The following is a 22,752-nucleotide window of genomic DNA, read 5'->3' on the forward strand; positions in this document are numbered from 1 at the left end:
TCGCGCCGGCAGAATGCACCACCTCGGCACCGGCCACGCCCACCGCGGCACCCGAATCGTCGCCATCGCCGACGACGCCACCGTGACCGTCATCAAGCTCGAAACCAGCGAGATCCCCTCCAGCCACACCATCGACCCCGACAGGACCTACTGGCGCAACACGCAGCGAGCCCCCGGCCGATGGCCGGGGCTCGCTGACTGTCACACATGTCGCGACTCAGGTGTCACCCATGTCTCGACTCATCACATCGGTGGAGCCTAGGGGACTCGAACCCCTAACCCCCTGCTTGCAAAGCAGGTGCGCTACCAATTGCGCCAAGGCCCCTGGTGGTCACCGCCCGGAGCGGCCCGGTGACCCAAGAGAAGACCGTCAGGCCTTCTTGTTCACGTCGTCGGTCGCTGCGGCCCAGAGAGCCTGCTCCTGCTTCGACGCGTCGAGCTTCTTCTTGGCGAAGACGGCTCCGGCGGCAGCGAGAGCGATGAGCAGCAACTTCTTCATGGGGGTCTCCCTTGGTCGTGGGTGATACGGACCCAGTGTGTCTGAAGGGGAAAAACTTGTGGGCCTAACAGGACTTGAACCTGTGACCTCTTCCTTATCAGGGAAGCGCTCTAACCGTCTGAGCTATAGGCCCTCAGCGACCGGGAAAGACTAGCCCACCCGGTCGCACGGCAGCAAAACGGGGCTCACTTCTCCTCTTCGGAGAGGGTCAGCTCGACGCCGCCGAGCAGCGCCGCAGCCATGTTGTAGAGGAACGCGGAGAGCGTGGCGATGGCCGTGATGAGTACGACGTCGATCACCGCGACCAGCATCGTGAAGCCGAGCACCCGCGACGTACCGAGGTAGTCCTCGATCGCGAAGTCGCTGCTGTTCTCGCCGATGACGTCGAGCACCATCTGGTTGATCGACGACCACACGCCGGCTGCGCCGAGCACGCCCCAGACGACGGCGACCGCCACGACGGTCACCACCCCGAGCGCCACCGACAGCAGGAACGACGTCTTCATGACCGACCAGGGGTCGATGCGGGTCAGCGTCAGCTTCGCCCGCCGGGGGCGGCGACCGCCTGAGGAGGCAGCCGCCTTGTCCTGGGCCTTCTGCGAGTGCGGGTCGGCGTTGGCCCGCATCTGGTCTGCTGCCGACGAGATCGCCGTCGAGATGCGTTCCTTGAGGGGCGTCTTCTGTTGCTCCTCGGTCATCACTCACCGTCCTCGGTGGGGGCAGATTCGGCATCGGTCGGCTCGATTGTTGCAGGGGCATCCTGAGCAACCGATTCGTCCACGGCCGGGGTCTCGCCCTCCACGCCCTCCACGCCCTCGACGGCCTCGACACCTTCAGCGTCCTCGACACCCTCGCCGTCCTCCGCCTCGTCGTCCACCCGGCTCTCGACGGAGCGGGCCACGACAGCCACGGAGTCGCCCCTCTTGGGGCTCACGAACTTCACACCCTGCGTGGAGCGTCCGGTGGGCCGGAAGTCCTCGTTGATGGGGGAGCGGACCACCTGTCCGGACTGGGTGATCGACAGGATCTCGTCACCCTCCTCCACGATGAACGCGCCCACGAGCACGCCACGCGCGTCGTTGACCAGCTGCATCGCCTTGATGCCGATGCCGCCACGCGACTGCACGCGGTACTCGGTGATCCGGGTGCGCTTGGCATAGCCGCCGTCGGTGATCGTGAAGACATACTGCGGGGACAGGCCGAAGTACGGCGACGCTGCGGGCGCCTCCTCACCTTCGGTCAGGTCACCCTCCTCCTCGGCCGCCACCTGGGCAGCGCGGACGATCGCCATCGACAGCATCGAGTCACCGTCACGGAACTTCATGCCCGTCACACCCGACGTCGCGCGGCCCATCGGTCGCAGCTGGTCGTCGGAGGCCTCAAAGCGGATCGCCTGGCCCTTGCGGGAGACGAGCAGCACGTGGTCCTCGCTGTGCACGAGCTCCGCGCCGATCAGCTCGTCGTCGTCCTCGCGGAAGTTGATCGCGATGACGCCGGCCTGACGCGGCGAGTTGTAGTCGGCCAACCGGGTCTTCTTCACCAGACCGTTGCGCGTGGCCAGCACCAGGTAGGGAGCCTGCTCGTAGTCACGGATCGCCAAGACCTGCGCGATCGATTCGTCCGGCTGGAACGACAACAGGCCAGCCACGTGCCCGCCCTTGGCGTCACGCTGCGCCTCGGGCAGGTTGTAGGCCTTGGTGCGGTAGACCCGCCCGGCAGTCGTGAAGAAGAGCAGCCAGTGGTGGTTGGTGGTGGCGATGAAGTGCTCCACCACGTCGTCGCCGCGCAGGGCAGCGCCACGCACGCCCTTGCCACCACGCTTCTGGGTGCGGTACTGGTCGGCGCGGGTGCGCTTCGCATAGCCACCGCGGGTGATCGTGACGACCAGGTCCTCATCGGGGATGAGGTCCTCCATCGACAGGTCGCCGTCGGCGGCGATGATCTGCGTACGCCGCTCGGTGCCGTACTTCTCGACGATCTCGCCGAGCTCGTCGGCGATGATCTGCCGCTGACGCGTCTCGTTGGCGAGAATGTCCTTGAGGTCCGCGATGTAGAGCTCGATCTCGGCCAACCGGTCGATGATCTTCTGGCGCTCCATCGCGGCCAGGCGACGCAACTGCGTGTCGAGGATGTAGTTGGCCTGCAGCTCGTCGATGTCGAGCAGCGCCATCAAACCACTGCGGGCGTCCTCGACCTCGGGGGAGCGGCGGATGAGGGCGATGACCTCGTCGAGCATGTCCAGCGCCTTGACCAGACCACGCCAGAGGTGGGCGTCGGCCTCCGCCTTGCGCAACCGGAACGCCGTACGCCGCTGGATGACCTCGACCTGGTGGGTCACCCAGTTGCTGATGAAGGCGTCGATCGGCAGCGTGCGCGGCACGCCGTCGACCAGTGCCAACATGTTGGCGGAGAAGTTGGTCTGCAGCTCGGTGTGCTTGAAGAGGTTGTTCATCACCACGCGAGCCACAGCGTCGCGCCGCAGCACGACGACGAGGCGCTGACCGGTGCGCGACGAGGTGTCGTCACGCACGTCGGAGATGCCCTGCACCTTGCCGGAGTCGGCGAGCTCGGCGATCTTCAGCGCCAGGTTGTCGGGGTTGACCATGTAGGGCAGCTGGCTGATCACCAAGCAGGTGCGACCCTTGTTGTCCTCCTCGATCTCCATCACCGCGCGCTGGGTGACGGAGCCGCGACCGGTGCGGTAGGCCTCCTCGATGCCCTGACGACCCACGATGAGTGCACCGTTGGGGAAGTCGGGCCCCTTGACCCGCTCCATGATCGCGTCGAGGAGCTCCTCCTTCGACGCGTCCGGGTGCTGCAGTGCCCACGTCGCGGCGTCGGCCACCTCGCCGAGGTTGTGCGGCGGGATGTTGGTCGCCATGCCGACCGCGATGCCGGCCGAGCCGTTGACGAGCAAGTTGGGGAAGCGCGACGGCAGGATCGTCGGCTCGGACGAGCGCCCGTCGTAGTTGGGCTGGAAGTTGACCGTGTCCTCGTCGATGTCGCGGACCATCTCCATGGCCAGCGGCGCCATCCGGCACTCGGTGTAACGCATCGCGGCCGCGGGGTCGTTGCCCGGGGAGCCGAAGTTGCCCTGCCCGTTGATCAGCGGAGCGCGCATCACCCACCGGCTGCGCCAGGCGCACCATGGTGTCGTAGATCGCCGAGTCGCCGTGGGGGTGGTACTGACCCATGACGTCACCGACGACGCGCGAGCACTTGCTGAAGCCCCGGTCGGGACGGTAGCCACCGTCGTACATCGCGTAGAGCACGCGGCGGTGCACCGGCTTCAGACCATCACGTACGTCGGGCAACGCGCGGCCGACGATGACGGCCATGGCGTAGTCGATGTAGGAGCGCTGCATGGAGGTCTGCAGCTCGATCTGGTCGACGCGGCCGCCACCGCCGCCGGGCGGCATCTCGTTGGTGTTCTCCGGGGGTTCTCACTCATGGAGTTCTGTCCTTCTGAAGTCTTCTACTCGTATCTAAGGGATCCACTAGAGAGTTAGATATCGAGGAATCGGACGTCCTTGGCGTTGCGCTGGATGAAGGAACGGCGCTGCTCGACGTCCTCACCCATGAGGATCGAGAAGATCTCGTCGGCCTGGGCGGCGTCGTCGAGGGTGACCTGCAGGAGCAGCCGGCTGTCAGGGTTCATCGTGGTCTCCCACAACTCGTCGGCGTTCATCTCACCGAGACCCTTGTAGCGCTGCACCGGGTTCTCCTTGGGCAGCTTCTTGCCGGCCTCGATGCCCGCCTTCATGAGCGCGTCGCGCTCGGCGTCGGAGTAGACGAACTCGTGCTCGTGGGGCTTGTTCCACCGCAGTCGGTAGAGCGGCGGCTGGGCCATGTAGACGTAGCCGTGCTCGATGAGCGGCTTCATGAAGCGGAAGAGCAGCGTCAGCAGCAGGGTGTTGATGTGGTGGCCGTCGACGTCGGCGTCGGCCATCAGCACGATCTTGTGGTAGCGCAGCTTGTCGAGGTCGAACTCCTCGTGCACACCGGTGCCGGCTGCCGAGATGATCGCCTGGACCTCGGCATTGCCGAGCACCTTGTCGATGCGCGCCTTCTCGACGTTGAGGATCTTGCCTCGGATCGGGAGGATCGCCTGGATCCGCGGGTCGCGGCCCTGCTTGGCGGAACCGCCGGCGGAGTCACCCTCGACGATGAAGACCTCGCACTCGACGGGGTTGGTCGACTGGCAGTCCGCGAGCTTGCCCGGGAGGCCACCGCCGCCGAGCAGACCCTTGCGGTTGCGGGCCAGGTCGCGGGCCTTGCGCGCGGCCATCCGCGCAGAGGCCGCAGCCTGCGCCTTGCGGACGATGTCCTTGCCCTCGTTGGGGTTCTCCTCCATCCACGCACCGAACTGGTCGTGGACCACACGCTGCACGAAGCCCTTGGCCTCGGTGTTGCCGAGCTTGGTCTTGGTCTGACCCTCGAACTGCGGCTCGCCGAGCTTGAGGGAGATGATCGCGGTCAGGCCTTCGCGGATGTCGTCGCCCTTGACCCGGTCGTCGGACTTCTTGACCAGGCCCCACTCCTCGCCCCAGTGGTTGACCAGCGAGGTGAGTGCGGTGCGGAAGCCCTCTTCGTGGCTGCCGCCCTCATGGGTGTTGATGGTGTTGGCGAAGGTGTGGACCGACTCCTGGTAGGAGTTGTTCCACTGCATCGCGACCTCGAGACTCATGTGGTTCTCCACCGTGTCCGGGGTCTCCGCCTCGAAGGAGATGACCGACGGGGTCGCCTTCTCCTTGCGGCGGTTGAGGTATTCGACGTAGTCGACGAGACCGCGCTCGTACTTGAAGACCTGCTCGAGTCCACCGGCCTCGGCACGGCGCAGCGCGTCGCTGCCTGCCTGGTCCTCGGTGTTGGAGACGGTCTCGTCCTCGACGGCGTCCGCGATGTGCTCGGAGGCGGCCCGCTCGTCACGGATCACGATCTCGAGACCCTTGTTGAGGAAGGCCATCTCGCGGATGCGCGTGGTGATCGTCTCGAGGTTGTAGGTGGTGGTCTCGAAGATCTCGGGGGACGCATAGAACGTCACCGACGTACCAGTGTGCTCGTCGTCGGCGAGTGGGCGCACCTGCTGCAGGTCGTAGTCCGGGTCGCCGAGGCTGAAGGACTGGCGCCACAGGTGGCCGCGGTTCTTCACCTCGACCACGAGCTTGTTGGACAGCGCGTTGACGACGGAGACACCAACGCCGTGCAGACCACCGGAGACCTTGTAGCCACCGCCGCCGAACTTGCCGCCGGCGTGCAGGACGGTCAGCGCGAGCGTGACGGCGGGAAGGTCCTGACCGGGCGCGGTGCCGGTGGGGATGCCTCGACCGTTGTCCTCGACACGGATGCCGCCGTCGTCCTGCAGCGTGATGATGATCCGGTCACAGTGACCCGCGAGCGACTCGTCGACCGAGTTGTCGACGATCTCCCAGATCAGGTGGTGCAGACCTCGCTCGCCGGTGGAACCGATGTACATGCCGGGTCGCTTGCGCACCGCTTCCAGGCCCTCGAGGACCTGGATGGCCGACGCGTCGTAGGTGGACCCTTCTGGGGGCGCCGTGTTCGGGGTCAAGGACTCCGGAGTGACGTTTTCGTTGTCGGCCACGCATACCTCTATCTGGCAGATCTGGACATGCAACGGGCCGCCCACGTTCTGTTTGGGGACGACCCTCGGCCATGTTACCGCGTAGAAGCCTCATAAACACGCTCTGCAGCGCCGTATGGGCGGGGCAATGGGTCCCCCTATGGTCGCGAGGCCCTCAGATCCGCATTTCGAGCCGTTGCGGAGTCGAGTCGACGCGGGTCAGCCGTAGGTGTCGCGTGGACCGCGACCGTCTCGCACCGAGAACCGGCCCTTGCGCCAGTGGGGGAGGTTGGGCCCGAGTACGTCGATCACCAGCACCGAGCCGTGGCCGAGCTCCTCGTTGAGCCGCTTCACCAGCTGTGGCGCCAACAGCTTCATCTGCGTCGCCCACGCCGTGGAGTCAGTCTGGACCGTCAGCTTGCCGTCGGCGAACGAGACCGGCGAGCAGTGCTGCGCCACGTCGTCCCCGACCAGCTGCGCCCACCGGCCGAAGACGGCGTGGACCCGCAGGTCGAGTGCCCACCCCCGGTCCGAGACGAGGCGACCCAGGCTGGAGTCGAGCAGCTGCGGGTCGCGGGCGTCGGGGTGCGCCCCGGACGACTTCGGCATGATCCGCTTGCGTCCGACCCGGCGCCGGTTGGGCTTGGGCTTGCCGCCGGGCGAGCCGGCAATCGCCTTCGACACGTAGCGGGCAAGGTCGAGACCACTCTCGTCATGTGTCTCGTCGATCCAGAAGTCACGCTCGGCCGCTTCCCCCTCGATCGCGGCGTCACCCTCGGGCGCGGCGTCACCCTCGGAGATCGAGCTGCCCTCGGAGATCGAGCCTGTCGAGATCCCGGTCTCGACAGGCTCGACCTCCGGTACCAGCTCCGTCTCCGGTGCAGGATCGACGCTCGACGGTGACGGCTCGGCCTCGGACGGCGGGGAGTCTCGAACTCGTCAGTCACGGGTCACCTCGCCGCCGGCAACCCCATAACGGGTGCCTCCGAGGAAGCCGGGTACGTCGTCGGGCACGGCGGCGGTCACCAGCACCTGTTCGGCACCGGCCACCATCGAGGCGAGCTGCTGGCGTCGCTCCGTGTCGAGCTCGGCGAACACGTCGTCGAGCACGAGGATGGGGTCGTCACCGTCACTGCTCAGCAGCTCATAGCTGGCGAGCTTCAGCGCCAGGGCGAACGACCACGACTCGCCGTGCGAGGCATAGCCCTTCACCGGCAGGCGCAGTCCGTCGGCAACACCGAGGCTGAGCTGCAGCTCGTCGCGGTGCGGTCCGGCCAGCGTCACACCACGATCGAGCTCCTCGCGGCGCTTCTCCTCCAGCACGGCCCGGAAGGCGCCTTCGAGGGGCCCCTGCTCTGGCAGCACCGCACCCAGGTCGAACGAAGGGGTCAGCACCAGGTCGGCCGCATCGCGATCCGCGCCGCGGGCCACGGCGGCGTACGCCTTGCCGAGGTAGGGGCGAAGGGCGTCGACCAGCTCGAAGCGGGCGGCCATGATCTCGGCACCGGTGCGGGCCAGGTGCTCGTCCCAGACCACGAGGGTGTCGGTGATCTCGCTCTCCACTCGACGCGATCCGCCCTTGGCGCGTGCCTGCTTGAGCAGGCTGTTGCGCTGCTTGAGCACCCGGTCGTAGTCGGCCTTGGTGCCAGCCATCCGTGGCGTCCGCAGCACCATCAGGTCATCGAGGAAGCGTCTCCGGTCGCCCGGGTCGCCCTTCACCAGGGCGAGGTCCTCGGGGAGAAGACCACGGTGCGCACCAGACCGATCAGGTCGCGGGTGCGGGGAGCACCGAACGGTTCACCCGGGCCCGGTTGGCTCGGCCGGGGTTGAGCTCGACCTCGAGCACCGCCGTACGACCGTCGCGCACCACTGCGGCCCGCACCACCGCACGCTCCGCACCGGCCCGGATGAGCGGAGCGTCGCTGGCGACCCGATGGGAAGCGAGTCGACTGAGGTAGTCGATCGCCTCGACGAGGTTGGTCTTGCCCTGGCCGTTGCGGCCGACGAAGACGTTGACGCCCGGCTCCAGCGGCAGCTCGAGGGCGGGGTAGGAGCGGAAGTCGTGCAGGGTGAGGTGGGAGACGTGCACCGTCAGGAACCCGGCTCGGGGCGAGTCGCGTGCCCACCGAACTGGGCACGCATCGCGGCAATCGCCTTCATGGCGGGGGAGTCGTCCTGACGGGAGACGAAGCGGGCGAAGAGCGCCGCGGTGATCGCCGGGACGGGTACGGCGTTGTCGATCGCGGCCTCGACGGTCCACCTGCCCTCACCCGAGTCGTCGGCGTAGCCGGCGATGCTTGCCAGACCGGGATCCTGCTCCAGGGCGTCGGTGAAGAGATCGAGCAACCAGGACCGGATGACGGTGCCCTCGCGCCAGGAGTCGAAGACCTCGGTGACGTTGTCGACGAGGTCGACCTTCTCGAGCAGCTCCCAGCCCTCGGCGTAGGCCTGCATCAGCGCGTATTCGATGCCGTTGTGGACCATCTTGGAGAAGTGCCCGGCCCCGACCTTGCCCGCATGCACGGCGCCGCGTTCACCTTCTGGCTTGAGCGCGTCGAAGACCGGTTGGGCGTGGGCGACATGGGCCGAGTCGCCGCCGTACATCAGTGCGTAACCGTTGTCGAGGCCCCACACACCGCCGGAGACGCCGCAGTCGACGAAGCCGATGCCGTGCTCGGCCAGCAGCTCGGCATGGCGGATGTCGTCGGTCCACCGTGAGTTGCCGCCGTCGACCACCAGGTCACCCGGGTCGAGGAGGTCGCCGAGCGCGATGACCGTGTCGTGGGTGGGGAGCCGGCCGGCACCATCAGCCAGAGCAGACGGGGCGTGGGCACGGCCGCCACCAGGGCCTCCAGGCTCGCGACGTCGCTCACCTCGGGGGAGCGGTCGAAGCCCGTCACCGTGAGTCCGGCGCGACGCAGCCGTTCGCGCATGTTGCCGCCCATCTTGCCCAGTCCGATCAGGCCGATGTGCATGGCAGTCTCCCGGTGGGGTCGAGCGGTCAGGACAGCAGGCGGCGCGGCATCAACAGGTAGCGGAACCCGGCAGCGGTGGTGTCGCCCTCCGTGGCGATGCCGCGCATCACCACGGGCTTCGAGGCCTGGGTGAAGGCAAGCTCGACGACCGGTTCCTCGATGGCGCCCAGGCCGTCGAGGAGGAAGGTCGGGTTGAAGCCGGTCGTGATGTCGTCGCCGTTGATGTTGGCCTCGATCGACTCGCTGGCCTGCGCCTCGTCGCCGGAACCCGCGTCAAGGGTCAACACGCCGTCGGAGAAGGCGAGCTGGACCGCGGTGTTGCGGTCGGCGACCAGGGAGACACGCTTGACCGTGCTGATGAGCGATTCGCGGTCGACGGTCGCCGTGGTCGCGTGCTCGGCGGGGAAGAGACTGCGGACCTTGGGGAACTCGCCGTCCAGCAACCGGGTCGTCGTACGCCGGGTGCCACCGGGAGCGATGCCCTCGAAGCCGATGATGCCGTCGCCGGAGCCGCTGGCCGAGAGCGCGATGGTGATCTCGCTTCCGGACGTCATCGATTTGGCGGTGTCGGCCAGGACCTTGGCCGGCACCAGCGCGGCGACGGTCTCGTCGGGGGTGCGGGGGTTCCACGGGATCTCGCGCAGCGAGAGGCGGAAACGGTCGGTGGCGAGCAGGGCGATCGAGGAACCCTCGATCTCGATGCGGACACCGGTGAGCACCGGAAGCATGTCGTCGCGGCCGGCGGCGGTGACGGCCTGGCCGACCGCGCGGGAGAAGACGTCACTGGAGACGGTGCCGGTGGCCGACGGCATGTCGGGCAGCGCGGGGTATTCGTCGACCGGCATCTTCTGGAGGCTGAAGCGTGCCGACCCGCAGGTGAGCGAGATGCGCGTGTCTTCGTCAGAGATCTCAACGGGCTTGTTGGGCAGGCTGCGACAGATGTCGGCGAGCAGGCGGCCGGAGACCAGCACCTTGCCCTCGTCGGAGACCTCTGCCGAGAGCTCCGCGCGAGCGGAGGTCTCGTAGTCGAAGGTGGAGAGCACGAGCCCGGAGTCGCTGGCCTCGATCAGGAGTCCGGCCAGGACAGGGGCGCTAGGACGAACCGGCAGGCTGCGGGCAGCCCAGGCAACGGCATCGGTGAGCACGTCTCGCTCGACGCGGAACTTCACGTAACTCTTCCTCCATGCGCGCAGTGACCGGCGGTCGGGAATGACACGTCCGGACCCAGCATCCTGCCATGCACCAAACCTTCCGGGGAGGCCCGGGTGAGATCAGTTGCTTGTCATTCGCCTCGGAGCCTGGGGGATCGGGGCGGTCGTCCACAGGCAGCAGGCCGGACCAAGCGTTTGTGGGCATCGGGAGCATCAATTGAGTTCATCGTTGTCATAGGAGCTGTGGAAGCTGTGGACAACTCTCGTTCGTGCTGGTCGTGCTGGAAATTGCTGTGCACAGGGGGTGTGCACTCGGATGTGGTGTCACCAGGTTGGGGTGTGCAGACCACGGTCTCCGAATCACAACTTCGCAGCGATCCCACAACTCACTCATTTGTAATTCGGACCCGAGGAGCTGGCTTCTCCACAGAGGAACTTGTGGTTTTGGAGCCCTCTCCTGGTCGCGAAGGGTCGGCTCTCCTGGTCTCGACAAGCTCGACCAACGGACTGTCGTCGGGCGAGCCGGACTGTCGTTGCTCGAGCCTGGACTCCCGTTGGTCGAGCGGACTCCCGTTGGTCGAGCGGACTCCCGTTGGTCGAGCGGACTCCCGTTGGTCGAGCTTGTCGAGACCACCCCGAGCGCGTTGCTCGAGCGGGCCGCCGCTGGTCGAGCTTGTCGAGACCACGATCTGCCTAGCGCAAGTCGCCGTTGGTCGAGCTTGTCGAGACCTCCCGCCGGCGCTGAACAGCGTCAGTTCTGGCGTGCCTGCATCTTGATGCGGTTCGTCAGCTCGGTGACCTGGTTGTAGACCGAACGCCGTTCGGCGAGCAGCTGGTTGATCTTGCGCTGCGCATACATGACCGTCGTGTGGTCGCGGTTGCCGAACTGGGCGCCGATCTTGGGCAGCGAGAGGTCGGTGAGCTCGCGGCAGAGATACATGGCGATCTGGCGGCCCTGCACGAGGTGCCGGCCACGGCTGGGCCCGGTGAGCTCCTCGATCGAGACGCCGAAGTAGGCGGCGGTCTGCGCGATGATCGATGCGGCGGTGATCTCGGGCTCGCCGCCCTCGGGGATCAGATCCTTGAGGACGATCTCGGCGAGAGTCAGGTCGACGTCCTGACGGTTCAGGCTCGCGAAGGCAGTGACCCGGATCAGCGCGCCCTCGAGCTCGCGGATGTTGGTGTGGATCTTCGAGGCGATGAACTCGAGCACCTCGGGCGGCGCAGTCATCCGTTCCATCGCCGCCTTCTTGCGGAGGATCGCGATGCGCGTCTCGAGGTCGGGTGGCTGGACGTCGGTGATCAGCCCCCACTCGAACCGGCTCCGCAGGCGGTCCTCCAACGCCTCGAGCCGCTTGGGTGCGCGGTCGGAGGTGAGGACGATCTGCTTGTTGGCGTTGTGGAGCGCGTTGAAGGTGTGGAAGAACTCCTCCTGCGTCTGCGTCTTTCCCTCGAGGAACTGGATGTCGTCGATGAGGAGGACGTCGACGTCGCGGTAGCGCCGCTGGAAGGTCTCGGGGCGCTTGTCCTTGATCGCGTTGATGAACTCGTTCGTGAACTCTTCACTGGAGACGTAGCGGACCTTGATGCCGCGGAAGAGGGAACGCACGTAGTGCCCGACCGCGTGGAGCAGGTGGGTCTTGCCGAGTCCGGAGTCTCCGTAGATGAGGAGTGGGTTGTAGGCCTTGCCCGGTGATTCGGCGACGGCTACGGCTGCCGCGTGCGGGAAGCGGTTGCTCGAGCCGATGACGAAGGTCTCGAACGTGTACTTGGGGTTGAGACGAGTCTCCAAGGCAGGGGGCTGCGACCCTGAGTTCTTTGTCGACATATCAACATGTCGGTTTGTCTGCTCAGGTGCCGGCTCCGGTTCGACCTCGGGAGTGCGCGGCTCCTCCTCGACCTCGACGCCGATGCCCTCATCGAGCTGTGGGTTGACCGTCACCGCGATGCGGATCTGTTGGCCGAAGGACTCGGTGAGTGAGTCCTCGAGGCGAGTGCGTAGCCGACCTTCGAGTTGGGACCGGGTGAACTCGTTGGGGACAGCGATGATCGCGGTGTTCTCGTGGAGCGTGACCGGCTCACTGGCACGCAGCCAGGCGCGTTGGTTGGGCTGCAGGTCATCGACCAAGGATCGCCACACCTGGTGCAGGTCGGGTTGGTCCTCTGAAGCAGCCACGATGGTCCTTCCGAAATTAATTGATCCACAACTTTCTCCACAGGCTGTGCATCATTCATCCAAGTGGTGGAGATCACCTTTCTCCGGACCGCGAGCGACTGCCCAAGATCTGGCATTCTCGCAGGTCAGAGGATGAATCCCTACTCCTTCCGCCAGCGTTCTCGGCGTCGGGCGAAGGCTCCTCAACGAGGCTGTCCACAGGGTGTGGAGAGGCTGAACCTAACGCGCTGCCGCCCCTGGGATCAACCCGTCATCCACAGGTTCGGTGCTCGTGGGTTTGACCCCCTCTTCCCGGGCCACGTACCGTTGCAAGGTCTGCGTCGGTGTCGACCGGTGCCGCATGCCCATGAAACCCCTCAGGGGCGTCCTGGTCGGGCGGTGCCAGCCGAAGGCTGTTGCCCCAGTTCCGGGCATCGCGTGGGCATCCCTGCAGGAACCAACCAGCCGAAAGAGCAAGCCGTGAGCAAGCGTACGTACCAGCCGAACAACCGCCGCCGTCACAAGGTGCACGGTTTCCGTCTTCGCATGCGCACCCGCGCCGGCCGCGCGATCCTCGCGGCTCGCCGCCGCAAGGGTCGCCAGAAGCTCGCCGTCTGAGTTCACAGACGGCGCCTGCGCGGCCTTGCTACCCAAGCGTTCCAGGCTGCACACCGCCCACGAATTTCGGGCGGTGACTCGTCAGGGTCGGCGAGCCGGCTCCGCGACCTTGGTCGCGCACCTGTTGGTGGATCCCGACGGCGGCCCTCGCCGTGCAGGCTTCGTGGTGAGCCGAGCGGTGGGAAACTCCGTGGTCCGCAATCGCGTGCGGCGTCGACTTCGTCATCTGGTCCGGGAGCACCTGTCGGTGCTCCCGGATTCTGGCATGCTCGTGGTCCGTGCGCTGCCAGCGTCCGCTGCTGCGACCTCTGTCCAGCTCGAGGCTGACCTCCTGAAGGCCATCGGCCGGGTCACCTCATGAAGTACGACCCGCTCCGCTGGCTGCTCATCGGCTTCCTCCGGCTCTACCGGTTGCTCATCAGCCCGCTCTACGGCCAGGTCTGCCGCTACCACCCCAGTTGTTCGTACTACGCCCTCGAGGCCGTCACGGTCCACGGCAGCATCCGCGGTGGTTGGCTCGCCGTACGCCGCCTGGGACGCTGTCACCCGTGGGCGGCCGGGGGTTATGACCCGGTACCCCCTTCCCGCCGTACGCCCGCCCCCTCACAAGGAGCATGAGTGTCCTTCTTCAGTGCCATCGGCAGCTTCATCATGCAGCCCCTCTACTACGCGGTCTCCGCCGTACTGGTCGGCTTCCACAACGTCATCGGGCTGGTCCTCGACCCGGCTTCCGGAGCTGCGTGGGCACTGTCCATCGTCGGTCTCACCATCGTGATCCGGGCGGCGCTGATTCCGCTCTTCGTGAAGCAGATCAAGGCGTCACGCAACATGCAGATGTTGCAGCCGCAGGTCAAGGAACTGCAGAAGCGCTACGGCCATGATCGGGAGAAGCTCGCCCAGGAGACGATGGCGCTCTACAAGGAGGCGGGCACCAACCCCTTCGCCTCCTGCCTGCCGATCCTCTTGCAGATGCCGATCTTCCTCTCGCTCTTCCGGCTCCTCGACCAGGCCGCGAAGAACCAGGAAGGTCGCGGCATCCTCAGCGACGAGCGGGCGACGGAGTTCGCGCACTCGGAGCTCTTCGGCGTGCAGATCTCCAAGACCTTCATCGGCGCTGACGGCGACCACGGCGTCCAGATCATGGCGCTGGTCTTCGTGCTGGCGATGCTCGTCACCACCTTCACCACCCAGCGCCAGCTGATGACGAAGAACATGCCTGCGTCGGCGATGACCGGGCCGTATGCGCAGCAGCAGAAGATCATGCTCTACGTGCTGCCGGTCGTCTTCGCTGTCGGTGGTGTCGCCTTCCCGATCGGTGTCCTCATCTACTGGACGGTCTCCAACCTGTGGACCATGGGCCAGCAGTTCTATGTGATCCGCCGCAACCCTGCGCCGGGCACGCCGGCCCACAAGGCCAAGGAGGAGCGCGAGCGCCGCAAGGGCAAGCTCCCCGCCTCGGACGACACCGTCACCGGCACTGTGGTTGACGAGCCGCCGACGCACCAGCGCGTGCAGCCGAAGCGGCAGTCGAAGAGCCAGCGCAAGAACCCCAAGAAGCGGTCCTGACCGCCCCACCTTTTCCTTTCCCTGCTCAACCCCCAGGAGTTCCACCCGTGACCGAAGAAGTGACTGAGGAGAACCCCCGTCCGTCGCGCCTCGAGCGCCTCGAGAACGAGGGCGACATTGCAGCCGACTACCTCGAGGAGCTGCTCGACATCGCCGACCTCGACGGCGACATCGACATGGACGTCGAGGGCGACCGTGCGTCGGTCTCCGTGGTCGGTGCTGAGCTCAAGCAGCTGATCGGCCGCAACGGTGAGGTGCTCGAGGCCCTTCAGGAGCTGACCCGCCTGGCCGTCCACCGGGAGACCGGTGAACGCTCCCGGCTCATGCTCGACATCGGCGGTCATCGCGCGGCTCAGCGCGAGCGGCTCGTTGCCCTCGCCGAGAAGGTCGTGGGCGAGGTCAAGGAGTCCGGTGAGAAGGTCTCCCTCGATCCGATGTCGCCCTTCGAGCGCAAGGTCGTGCACGACGCTGTTGCGGCAGCCGGCCTCCAGTCGGAGTCCGAGGGTGCCGAGCCCAGGCGTTTCGTCGTGGTCCTGCCCGGCTGACATCACCATGGGCGATGTTTCACGTGAAACACCCCCGCTGCTCCCGCCATGTCGGCGGAGGCACGGGGGTGTTCCCGTCCGAGCGACAGGTGCTCGCAGAGCGCTACGCGGCCTGGTTGGCCGACGCCGGCACCGTCCGGGGCCTCATCGGCCCCAGAGAGGTGCCCCGGCTGTGGGAGCGGCACCTCGTCAACTGCGCCGTCTTGGCCGATGCGATCCCGGAGGGGGTGCGAGTGTGCGACATCGGTTCCGGAGCCGGGCTACCGGGCCTGGTGCTCGCCATTGTCCGCCCCGACCTCGACATCACGTTGGTGGAGCCGCTGCTCCGCCGGACGACGTTCCTCACGGAGGTCGTCGATGATCTCGGCCTGGATCAGGTGACGGTCTGGCGCGGTCGAGCAGACGAGTTCGCTGAGAAGCATGCGTTCGATGTGGTGACGTCTCGCGCTGTCGCCCCGCTCGACCGGCTGTTGACCTGGTCGATGCCGTTGGTCTCCCCGCTGGTGCGCTGGTCGCGCTCAAGGGTTCGTCGGTCGCCGACGAAGTCGAGGAGCACCGGTCGGTGTGGCAGCGGATGGGGTGCGCGGCGCCCGAGGTGTTGACGCTTGGTGCGGAGCTTGCGGGCGGACCGACGTATGCGGTGCGGGTTTCGTGGGCCGATCCCAGCAGAGTAGGTTTGGGCGATCCGGGAAACGGGCCGCGGCGCTCGAAGAAGGCTCGTAAGCGGCGACGTTGATCGGCGCGGCGGTGGGAGTTATCCACCGGTCCGGTTGAACTGCTCAGGCGGGTCATCCACAGAAACACCAGGTTCATCCACAGGAAGAGGCTCAGCGTGGTTTCACGTGAAACATCGCCCGAAGGGACGTTCCGCGTCCGAACAGCAGGCGATCTGGCGCAGAACCCCGAGCACTACGCGGATGAGCTCACTCCCTGGCCAAGGCCGCCGAGCACACCGTGCTGGCTCGCTCTGCGCCTCGGGTCAGCAGCCAGCGCCCGGATGCCACCAGGATCATGGTGGTCGCCAACCAGAAGGGCGGCGTCGGCAAGACGACGTCGTCGGTGAACCTCGCCGTGGGCCTTGCTCAGCTGGGCCAGAAGGTCCTGCTCATCGACCTGGACCCCCAAGGCAACGCCTCCACGGCGCTGTCGATCGAGCACCACCGCGGTACGCCGTCGACCTACGACATGCTCGTCGACGGTCAGCCGCTGGGCGACGTCATGCACGAGAGCCCGGAGCACCCCAACCTGCGGGTCGTACCGGCGACGATCGATCTCGCTGGCGCGGAGATCGAGCTCGTCTCCGTGGTGGCGCGCGAGAGCCGCCTCGACAAGGCGATCAAGGCGCATCCATTCGTTGGTACCGCTGCTGAGGTGGGTGACGATCGTTTCGACTTCGTGATCATCGACTGCCCGCCCTCGTTGGGACTGCTCACCCTGAACGCCTTGGTGGCCGGCCAGGAGATGGTCATCCCCATCCAGGCGGAGTACTACGCCCTGGAGGGGTTGGGCCAGCTCCTGGAGACGGTGGAGATGGTGAAGCAGCACCTCAACCAGCGGCTGACGGTCTCCACGATCCTGATCACGATGTATGACGGCCGGACGAAGCTCTCGCAGGGCGTCGCCGATGAAGTGCGAGAGCACTTCGGTGACACGGTTCTCAAGACCTCGATCCCTCGGAGTGTGCGTGTGTCCGAGGCACCGTCGTACGGACAGACAGTGATGACCTATGACCCGGGCTCGCCCGGTGCGCTCTGCTATCTCGAGGCCGCCCGGGAGATCGCCGCGAAGGGAGCCCCCGCATGAGCCAGAAGCCTCAGCGACGCGGCCTGGGCCGCGGTCTCGGCGCACTGATCCCCACCGCTCCGGCGGAATCCCCGCTGAGGCTCCCGCGGCGTCCCCGACGGCGTCGCAGGCGACTCCCAGCGCGCCTGTGGGTACCGATGAGCGCTCCTCTCGTGCCGCAGCGGCCGCCGGCGCCCCACAGGGCGACAACGCGGTGCAGCAGGCGTGTGAGGGCGTTGAGGGCTCGGCCTACTTCGCGGAGCTCCCAATCCTGCAGATCGTGCCCAACGCACGTCAGCCGCGGCAGGTCTTCGAGGAGGAGGCCATGGCGGAGCTGGTGCACTCGGTGCGCGAGATCGGCCTGTTGCAGCCCATCGTGGTGCGTAGGACCGGTGCTGAGACCTATGAGCTGATCATGGGTGAGCGGCGCTGGCGTGCCTCTCAAGAGGCCGGTCTCGAGTTCATCCCGGCCATCGTGCGCCAGACCGACGACAACGACATGCTCCGCGACGCGCTCCTGGAGAATCTGCACCGCTCGGAGCTCAATCCGCTGGAGGAGGCTGCAGCCTACGGCCAGCTGCTCGAGGACTTCGGCTGCACCCATGACGAGTTGGCGCAGCGCATCGGGCGCTCCCGGCCCCAGATCAGCAACACACTGCGCCTCCTGCGCCTCTCGCCTGCGGTCCAGCGCCGGGTGGCTGCGGGAGTGCTGTCGGCGGGTCACGCACGGGCTTTGCTGTCCGTTGACGACCCCGAGATGCAGGACCGGTTGGCTCAGCGCGTCGTCGCGGAGGGCATCTCGGTGCGCGGCTTGGAGGAGATCGTCGCAGTGGGCGATCATGGCAAGAAGGCGCCGAAGCCGACCCGACGTACTCCCTCTGCCCCTGGTCTCAGTGAGTTGTCGGACCGCCTGGCCGACCGGTTCGAGACCAGGGTCAAGATCGACATGGGCAAGTCGAAGGGCAAGATCGTCGTTGAGTTCGCGACGGTCGACGATCTGCAGCGGATCATCGAGGTCATGGATCCGCGCAACCGCAGCGACCGCCCGATCTGATCGACGCTGTTTGTCGACATAGAGACTTGTCGGCTTGATAACGGACAAATTGGGTGTAAGGTGCGCGGCACTGAGCCAATCCCAAGCCCAACGGCTGTGGTCCCGTTCGGTCCACATCGCTCAGAATCGCTCTCACGGAACCGCGTGAACCTTGTGCCGTCTGCTGGCATGATGAAATGATGGCACTGAAGGCCCCTTGTGGCCACGATCTGACTTACATCGATGTCATTCGCTCCCAGAGGGCCTGATAGGCCCTCAGGGGCCGTGCTTCTCGAGGTCGTGGACGGGCCTTCCGCGGGAGTTGTCGGCGACCGTGAAGTGGGTGCGAAAGGGCCGCTGGTTCCCGGTGTGGGATCGGATTCGGCATGCCGCCACCCATTGATGTTTCACGTGGAACGAACGACCGACGGGCACCGCAGTTGAGTTCCCGATAGTGGTGCGGCGAGGGGCGCGGTCGCCGTGGTCGTCACTGGCGTGTGCGCCGGACGTGGACGCGGTCACCGGGTGGTCCTTCGAGTCAACCTGCTACCGAATCCCCGGGGACCATCACGATGACCGCTCCGCACGCTTTTGTCGACCCCAGCCGGTCTGGTTGGTGAAGCCCCTGTCCGAAGCCAGTCCTGATTTGATGCGCAGTCTGCTCCAGCCGATCAGCACCACCCTGCTCTGGGCCGACGCTGTTGTAGGTGCCGGGCACGGGTGGGTCACACTCGAGCGGGTCACTCAACGCAACGGCGAACGCCATCGCGATCTCGACACCCGCGTCGGCACCATCGACGTTGCGATCGCCAAGCTCCACTACGTCGCCGCATGGCAGCTCGAGCACCGCAAGCGTGCCGAGTCCGCCCTGATCACCGTCGTGGCCGACTTCGACCTCGACTGCGGCCTGGCCGGAGTCCGCCCGGTCACCTCAGATGCCCACGCCGGACTGAGGGACGCGATCGCCGCGAACCTGCCCGGCGCGACCTGGCAACGATGCCGCACTCACTACGCGGCCAACCTGGTGAGCGTGACACCGAAGTCGATGTGGCCAGCCGTCAAAGCGAGGCTGCACTCGGTCGACGACCTGACGCTCCCGCGGTGCACGCCCCGTTTGACCGACTCCCGGACTACGTCGCTGGCAAGCTCCCCGACGTCGGTGAGTACCTCCACGGTGCCCGTGCCGACAGCCTCGCCTTCGCCAACCTTCCCAAGGACATGTGGACCCAGAAAGCGATCGAGTTGCGGCCGTCAGACCAGGCTCCGAACGCGAGCTCAGCGACATGCTGACGTCGGTCCTGCCGCCATGGATCCACGGCAGCACCGGCCGGGGCCGGCGCGAAGGGGATTGGCCACGCGGGACTCCGCGGCCGAGAACGTCGTACGCCGCGGCACCGATGCCGACGTCGCTGCCTTTGGCGTGGTTGGCACGATCAGCCGGGTCCCGGATCGCCCGGCGGTCCGTTGAGCAGCGTTGGTCCGCCCTGCGCTGCCGAGCAATCACGACACCTCGTGCCGGGTCACCCGAACGCGGGTTGACCGTCGAGTGCGGGATCTGGGGGACTGTGTCACGTTTTTGCATGCTTGGTGGCTGTGGCTACGCACACCAAGCTCCCATTTCCCCGCCCGGGCGGGGAATCCACAAGTCGACAAAGCGACTAAGCGACAAACCTACTTCTTCTTGGCGCGCTTGGCGGCGGCCTTCTCCCGACGCCGGATCGCGCGCTGGCGCTTCTCCTCGGCGTCGATCTCCTCGGCCTCCTCGAGCGTGGGCGCGGAGCCGCCGTAGGAGGCGGGGAGCCACCAGGAGCCGGGGGCTGCTCCTCGGCGGGGTACTCCCGAATGCAGGCGTCGAGCAACTCAGTCATGCGCTCATGGAGGAGCGCGGTCTCGGCAAGGGGATCCTCGCCGGTCGGGTGGAGTGGCTCGCCGACCTTGATCAGGACGGTCTTTCCGGGCTTGAAGTCCTTGGGGTGGTCCTTGGTGAACATGCGGTGGGAACCCCAGGTCACGACCGGGATCAGCGGGACCTCGGCCTTGGCGGCGATGCGGGCTGCCCCGGTCTTCAGCTCCTTGATGAGGAAGCTGCGAGAGATGGTCGCCTCCGGGAAGATGCCGACGACCTCGCCGGACCGAAGCGCCTTCTCGGCGATCTCCATCGACTCGAGGCCAGCAGACCGGTCGACGCTGATGTGGTGGTACGACCTCATCACCGGGCCGCCGACGGGGTGGTCGAAGATCTCCCGCTTCGCCATGAAGCGCGTGTAGCGACCCTGGCTCTCTCCGGGGTAGCCAGCCATCACGTAGTCGATGTAGGACGTGTGGTTCACCGCCAACATCGCCCCTCCCTTGCGCGGGATGTGTTCGGTGCCCTCCATCTTGACCTTCACCCGACCGAGCTTGAACCAGGTCTTGGCGGCGGCGATCGTGACGGGATAGCTGATGTCGACCATGGGACAAGCATGAGGCATGGCGCCACGAATGCGCAGAGGGGCGTCCACTCGAAAGTGGACGCCCCTCTGCGACGACTGCGGTCAGGAGACCGTCACGCGATGAACTCCTCGAGCTCGCGCAGGAGCGCGGCCTTCGGCTTGGCACCGACGATGGTCTTGACGACCTCGCCGCCCTTGTAGACGTTGAGGGTGGGGATGCCGGTCACGCGGTAGTTGGACGGCGTGGTCGGGTTCTCGTCGACGTTGAGCTTGAAGAAGCCCAGCTTGTCGCCGTGCTCCCCGGCGAGCTCTTCGAGGATGGGCGCAACCTGGCGGCACGGGCCGCACCACTCGGCCCAGAAGTCGACCAGGACGGGCTTGTCGGACTTGAGGACCTCGGCCTCGAAGTCGGCGTCGGTCACTGCGGCGATGTTGCCCACGGTTGTTCCTCTCTCCTGAGCTGTTGGATGTTGGTGGAACACCGGGGTGCCGTGAGGCATTCCCGGCGCCCCGGGGTGTGTCGGATCAGACAGCCGCAGTGGCGGCCTGCGCCTGCGCGTGGTCGAGATCGGCGATGTAGCGCTCGGCGTCGAGGGCGGCCGAGCAGCCCGTGCCGGCTGCGGTGATCGCCTGGCGGTAGCTGTGGTCGACCAGGTCACCTGCCGCGAAGACGCCGGGCAGATTGGTACGTGTGGAGGGTGCCTCGACGATCACGTAGCCGTTCTCGTCCAGGTCGACCTGGCCCTTGAGGAGCTCGGAACGCGGGTCGTGACCGACTGCGATGAAGAGACCGGTGACGGGCAGTTCGCGCTCCTCGCCGGTGACGGTGTCGCGCAGGGTCAGCGACTCGAGGCTCTCGGTGCCGTTGATGGACGCCACCTCGGAGTTCCAGGCGATCTCGAGCTTGGGGTCGGCGAGTGCGCGCTCGGCCATGATCTTGGAGGCGCGGAGCTCGTCGCGGCGGTGGATCAGGGTGACCTTCGATCCGAAGCGGGTCAAGAAGGTCGCCTCCTCGACAGCGGAGTCCCCGCCGCCGACCACGGCGATGTTCTGGTCGCGGAAGAAGAAGCCGTCGCAGGTCGCGCACCAGGAGACGCCGCGGCCCGACAACGTGTCTTCGTTGGGCAGACCGAGCTTGCGGTAGCCGGAGCCGGTGGCGAGGATGACCGCGCGGGCGCGGTAGGTGTCGGTCGCAGTGCGTACGACCTTGATGTCGCCGGTCAGCTCCACCTCGACGATGTCGTCCGAGATCAGCTCGGCACCGAAGCGCTCGGCCTGGGCGCGCATCTCGTCCATCAGAGCCGGACCCATGATGCCGTCGCGGAAGCCGGGGAAGTTCTCGACCTCGGTGGTGTTCATCAACGCACCGCCGGCGGTCACGGAACCTTCGAAGACCAGTGGTTCCAGACTCGCCCGCGCGGCATAGACGGCTGCGGTGTAGCCGGACGGGCCGGATCCGATGATGATGACGTTGCGGACGGTGTCGCTCATGGGGAGTGGGCCTCCTGGCCAGATGGTGCTGCGGGTCTTGTCGTCGCAACCGATCCTAGGCATGCGACATTCCCGAGCCGAACGACGTCCGCCTCACAGTCCGTGGGCTGGGCCGGGCAGCCTCAGCTCGCGGGGACCTCGACGGTGTCGACGAGATCAGGCGGCGTGCTCGTGCAGTCGAGCACCTTCACCTCTCGGCTGCCGTCCCCGCGCTGTGGCATGAGCGCCAGTACCCGCGGCTCGCCGTCGACGACGACCAGCACGGTCCGCGCCGCCCCGTCGCTCGCCGGTGCGCAGCTCGAGGCGCGGTGGCGCTGGAACTTCGCGGACAAGTCGCCCAACGGGCTCTGGTAGCCATCGGGATCGGACCCGAGCTCGGTGAGTGTGTGGCGTACGGCGCGTTCCTCGGCGCTCGTCAGCGGCACCGCACCGAGAGGAGCGTCCCGGTCGGAACCGGCCTCCGTGTCCTCCGGTGCGCGAGAGGGGGCAGCGGCATCGGGCGCAGAATCCTCGGCGCGCGCGTCATCGTCGGCGGCGGCGGGTGCCTCGTTCATCGACTCCGACGACCTGTCACCCGCTTGATCGGTGTTCTCACCGTCGCCGAGCAACTGTCCGAGGAAGCCGGCCGCAACGATGGTCGCGGCGGCCACGAGGCCAGCCCCGGCGAACAAGGTACGGCGCCTGCGTCGACGTGCCGCCAACTCGTCGACCGGGGCTTCGGACGCATCGACCTCGGACGGGCCGGTGCCGGGTGTCGGCGTGATCCCGGGTGCGGAACGTTCGGCGACCAGGCCCGCCAGGGTCTCGTCGAGGCGGGCGGCCACGTCGGGAGGAGGCGGACCCTCGGCGCGCACCTCACGCAGGAGGCGGCGTACCTCGGTGAGGTCGGACTCGGTTGGCTCGGGCATCGGGGGCACCTCC

Annotated in this window: 20 protein-coding genes, 2 tRNA genes and 4 pseudogenes; 11 read left to right on the forward strand and 15 right to left on the reverse strand. The window is 66.8% G+C overall.

Going from position 1 to position 22,752, the window contains the following annotated elements; translation table 11 throughout:
- The first annotated feature begins 13 nt into the window (after positions 1-13).
- The gene (locus L1066_RS07375) at positions 14-262 is read left to right on the forward strand and encodes a hypothetical protein (protein WP_235735722.1); all 249 of its coding nucleotides are present in this window, start codon (positions 14-16) and stop codon (positions 260-262) included.
- Here L1066_RS07375 and L1066_RS07380 read toward each other — a convergent pair.
- The 11 genes and pseudogenes from L1066_RS07380 to dnaA form a co-directional block, all read right to left on the reverse strand.
- A tRNA-Ala gene (locus L1066_RS07380) sits at positions 253-325 on the reverse strand. The genes L1066_RS07375 and L1066_RS07380 overlap by 10 nt on opposite strands.
- Positions 326-370: 45 nt before the next feature.
- Positions 371-499, reverse strand: coding sequence for a DLW-39 family protein (locus L1066_RS07385; RefSeq protein ID WP_235735723.1), 129 nt, complete (start codon positions 497-499; stop codon positions 371-373).
- A 59-nt stretch (positions 500-558) separates the two neighbouring features.
- Positions 559-632, reverse strand: a tRNA-Ile gene (locus tag L1066_RS07390).
- A gap of 52 nt (positions 633-684) precedes the next feature.
- Positions 685-1,197 carry a DUF3566 domain-containing protein gene (locus L1066_RS07395; protein ID WP_235735724.1) on the reverse strand — a complete coding sequence of 171 codons (513 nt, stop codon included), beginning with the start codon at positions 1,195-1,197 and terminating at the stop codon, positions 685-687.
- Positions 1,197-3,864 (reverse strand): annotated as a pseudogene (gene gyrA, locus L1066_RS07400) (DNA gyrase subunit A). Before gyrA ends, L1066_RS07395 begins: the two are co-directional and overlap by 1 nt.
- A gap of 140 nt (positions 3,865-4,004) precedes the next feature.
- Positions 4,005-6,071: a DNA topoisomerase (ATP-hydrolyzing) subunit B gene (gyrB, locus tag L1066_RS07405; RefSeq protein ID WP_235735774.1), complete on the reverse strand. Its 2,067-nt coding sequence runs from the start codon at positions 6,069-6,071 to the stop codon at positions 4,005-4,007.
- A gap of 231 nt (positions 6,072-6,302) precedes the next feature.
- Positions 6,303-6,767, reverse strand: a complete 465-nt coding sequence (locus tag L1066_RS07410) for a DciA family protein (protein WP_235735725.1) — start codon at positions 6,765-6,767, stop codon at positions 6,303-6,305.
- Between the two features lie 255 nt (positions 6,768-7,022).
- A pseudogene (gene recF / locus L1066_RS07415) lies at positions 7,023-8,172 on the reverse strand (DNA replication/repair protein RecF).
- Between the two features lie 2 nt (positions 8,173-8,174).
- Positions 8,175-9,058, reverse strand: a pseudogene (gene gnd, locus L1066_RS07420) (phosphogluconate dehydrogenase (NAD(+)-dependent, decarboxylating)).
- Positions 9,059-9,084: 26 nt separating this feature from the next.
- A complete protein-coding gene (dnaN, locus tag L1066_RS07425) occupies positions 9,085-10,227 on the reverse strand; it encodes a DNA polymerase III subunit beta (RefSeq protein ID WP_235735726.1) in 1,143 nt (380 codons plus the stop codon).
- Positions 10,228-10,960: 733 nt separating this feature from the next.
- Positions 10,961-12,385, reverse strand: coding sequence for a chromosomal replication initiator protein DnaA (dnaA, locus tag L1066_RS07430; RefSeq protein WP_235735727.1), 1,425 nt, complete (start codon positions 12,383-12,385; stop codon positions 10,961-10,963).
- A gap of 459 nt (positions 12,386-12,844) precedes the next feature.
- On the opposite strand from dnaA, the gene rpmH reads away from it, so the two are divergent.
- The 10 genes and pseudogenes from rpmH (at position 12,845) to L1066_RS07480 (ending at position 19,376) form a co-directional block, all read left to right on the forward strand.
- Positions 12,845-12,982, forward strand: coding sequence for a 50S ribosomal protein L34 (gene rpmH, locus L1066_RS07435; protein WP_235735728.1), 138 nt, complete (start codon positions 12,845-12,847; stop codon positions 12,980-12,982).
- 25 nt (positions 12,983-13,007) lie between these two features.
- Positions 13,008-13,343 carry a ribonuclease P protein component gene (rnpA, locus tag L1066_RS07440; RefSeq protein ID WP_249224409.1) on the forward strand — a complete coding sequence of 112 codons (336 nt, stop codon included), beginning with the start codon at positions 13,008-13,010 and terminating at the stop codon, positions 13,341-13,343.
- Positions 13,340-13,600, forward strand: coding sequence for a membrane protein insertion efficiency factor YidD (gene yidD, locus L1066_RS07445; RefSeq protein ID WP_235735730.1), 261 nt, complete (start codon positions 13,340-13,342; stop codon positions 13,598-13,600). Before rnpA ends, yidD begins: the two co-directional genes overlap by 4 nt.
- The gene (gene yidC / locus L1066_RS07450) at positions 13,601-14,548 is read left to right on the forward strand and encodes a membrane protein insertase YidC (protein ID WP_235735732.1); all 948 of its coding nucleotides are present in this window, start codon (positions 13,601-13,603) and stop codon (positions 14,546-14,548) included.
- Positions 14,549-14,595: 47 nt separating this feature from the next.
- A complete protein-coding gene (locus L1066_RS07455; protein ID WP_235735733.1) occupies positions 14,596-15,093 on the forward strand; it encodes a Jag family protein in 498 nt (165 codons plus the stop codon).
- A 68-nt stretch (positions 15,094-15,161) separates the two neighbouring features.
- Positions 15,162-15,695, forward strand: a complete 534-nt coding sequence (rsmG, locus tag L1066_RS07460) for a 16S rRNA (guanine(527)-N(7))-methyltransferase RsmG (RefSeq protein ID WP_376707657.1) — start codon at positions 15,162-15,164, stop codon at positions 15,693-15,695.
- Positions 15,696-16,047: 352 nt separating this feature from the next.
- The gene (locus tag L1066_RS07465; protein ID WP_312007252.1) at positions 16,048-16,896 is read left to right on the forward strand and encodes a ParA family protein; all 849 of its coding nucleotides are present in this window, start codon (positions 16,048-16,050) and stop codon (positions 16,894-16,896) included.
- A 127-nt stretch (positions 16,897-17,023) separates the two neighbouring features.
- Positions 17,024-17,929 (forward strand): ParB/RepB/Spo0J family partition protein, encoded by a 906-nt coding sequence (locus L1066_RS07470; RefSeq protein WP_235735734.1) that lies wholly within the window; start codon positions 17,024-17,026, stop codon positions 17,927-17,929.
- 551 nt (positions 17,930-18,480) lie between these two features.
- A pseudogene (locus L1066_RS07475) lies at positions 18,481-19,138 on the forward strand (transposase); the annotation flags it as partial.
- 76 nt (positions 19,139-19,214) lie between these two features.
- Positions 19,215-19,376: a hypothetical protein gene (locus L1066_RS07480; RefSeq protein ID WP_235735735.1), complete on the forward strand. Its 162-nt coding sequence runs from the start codon at positions 19,215-19,217 to the stop codon at positions 19,374-19,376.
- 190 nt (positions 19,377-19,566) lie between these two features.
- Here L1066_RS07480 and L1066_RS07485 read toward each other — a convergent pair whose 3' ends face one another.
- The 4 genes from L1066_RS07485 to L1066_RS07500 all read right to left on the reverse strand — a co-directional run bounded on the left by L1066_RS07485 (position 19,567) and on the right by L1066_RS07500 (position 22,739).
- Positions 19,567-20,361 (reverse strand): lysophospholipid acyltransferase family protein, encoded by a 795-nt coding sequence (locus L1066_RS07485; protein ID WP_235735736.1) that lies wholly within the window; start codon positions 20,359-20,361, stop codon positions 19,567-19,569.
- Between the two features lie 92 nt (positions 20,362-20,453).
- Positions 20,454-20,780, reverse strand: a complete 327-nt coding sequence (trxA, locus tag L1066_RS07490; RefSeq protein ID WP_312007255.1) for a thioredoxin — start codon at positions 20,778-20,780, stop codon at positions 20,454-20,456.
- An 85-nt stretch (positions 20,781-20,865) separates the two neighbouring features.
- Entirely contained in the window at positions 20,866-21,831 is a 966-nt protein-coding gene (gene trxB / locus L1066_RS07495; RefSeq protein WP_235735737.1) for a thioredoxin-disulfide reductase, read from the reverse strand.
- Positions 21,832-21,953: 122 nt separating this feature from the next.
- Complete coding sequence (locus L1066_RS07500) at positions 21,954-22,739, reverse strand: hypothetical protein (protein ID WP_235735739.1); 786 nt, start codon at positions 22,737-22,739, stop codon at positions 21,954-21,956.
- Positions 22,740-22,752 lie beyond the last annotated feature (13 nt).

The sequence above is a fragment of the Nocardioides alcanivorans genome (assembly GCF_021555175.1).
GTDB lineage: Bacteria > Actinomycetota > Actinomycetes > Propionibacteriales > Nocardioidaceae > Nocardioides > Nocardioides alcanivorans.

Bases quoted from the DNA above. Each gene is read 5' to 3' on its own strand.
- L1066_RS07480 (WP_235735735.1), top strand. From the start codon at position 19,215: ATGGATCCACGGCAGCACCGGCCGGGGCCGGCGCGAAGGGGATTGGCC.
- L1066_RS07385 (WP_235735723.1), bottom strand. From the start codon at position 499: ATGAAGAAGTTGCTGCTCATCGCTCTCGCTGCCGCCGGAGCCGTCTTC.
- L1066_RS07485 (WP_235735736.1), bottom strand. From the start codon at position 20,361: ATGGTCGACATCAGCTATCCCGTCACGATCGCCGCCGCCAAGACCTGG.
- trxB (WP_235735737.1), bottom strand. From the start codon at position 21,831: ATGAGCGACACCGTCCGCAACGTCATCATCATCGGATCCGGCCCGTCC.
- L1066_RS07395 (WP_235735724.1), bottom strand. From the start codon at position 1,197: ATGACCGAGGAGCAACAGAAGACGCCCCTCAAGGAACGCATCTCGACG.
- yidD (WP_235735730.1), top strand. From the start codon at position 13,340: ATGAAGTACGACCCGCTCCGCTGGCTGCTCATCGGCTTCCTCCGGCTC.
- L1066_RS07375 (WP_235735722.1), top strand. From the start codon at position 14: ATGCACCACCTCGGCACCGGCCACGCCCACCGCGGCACCCGAATCGTC.
- L1066_RS07500 (WP_235735739.1), bottom strand. From the start codon at position 22,739: ATGCCCGAGCCAACCGAGTCCGACCTCACCGAGGTACGCCGCCTCCTG.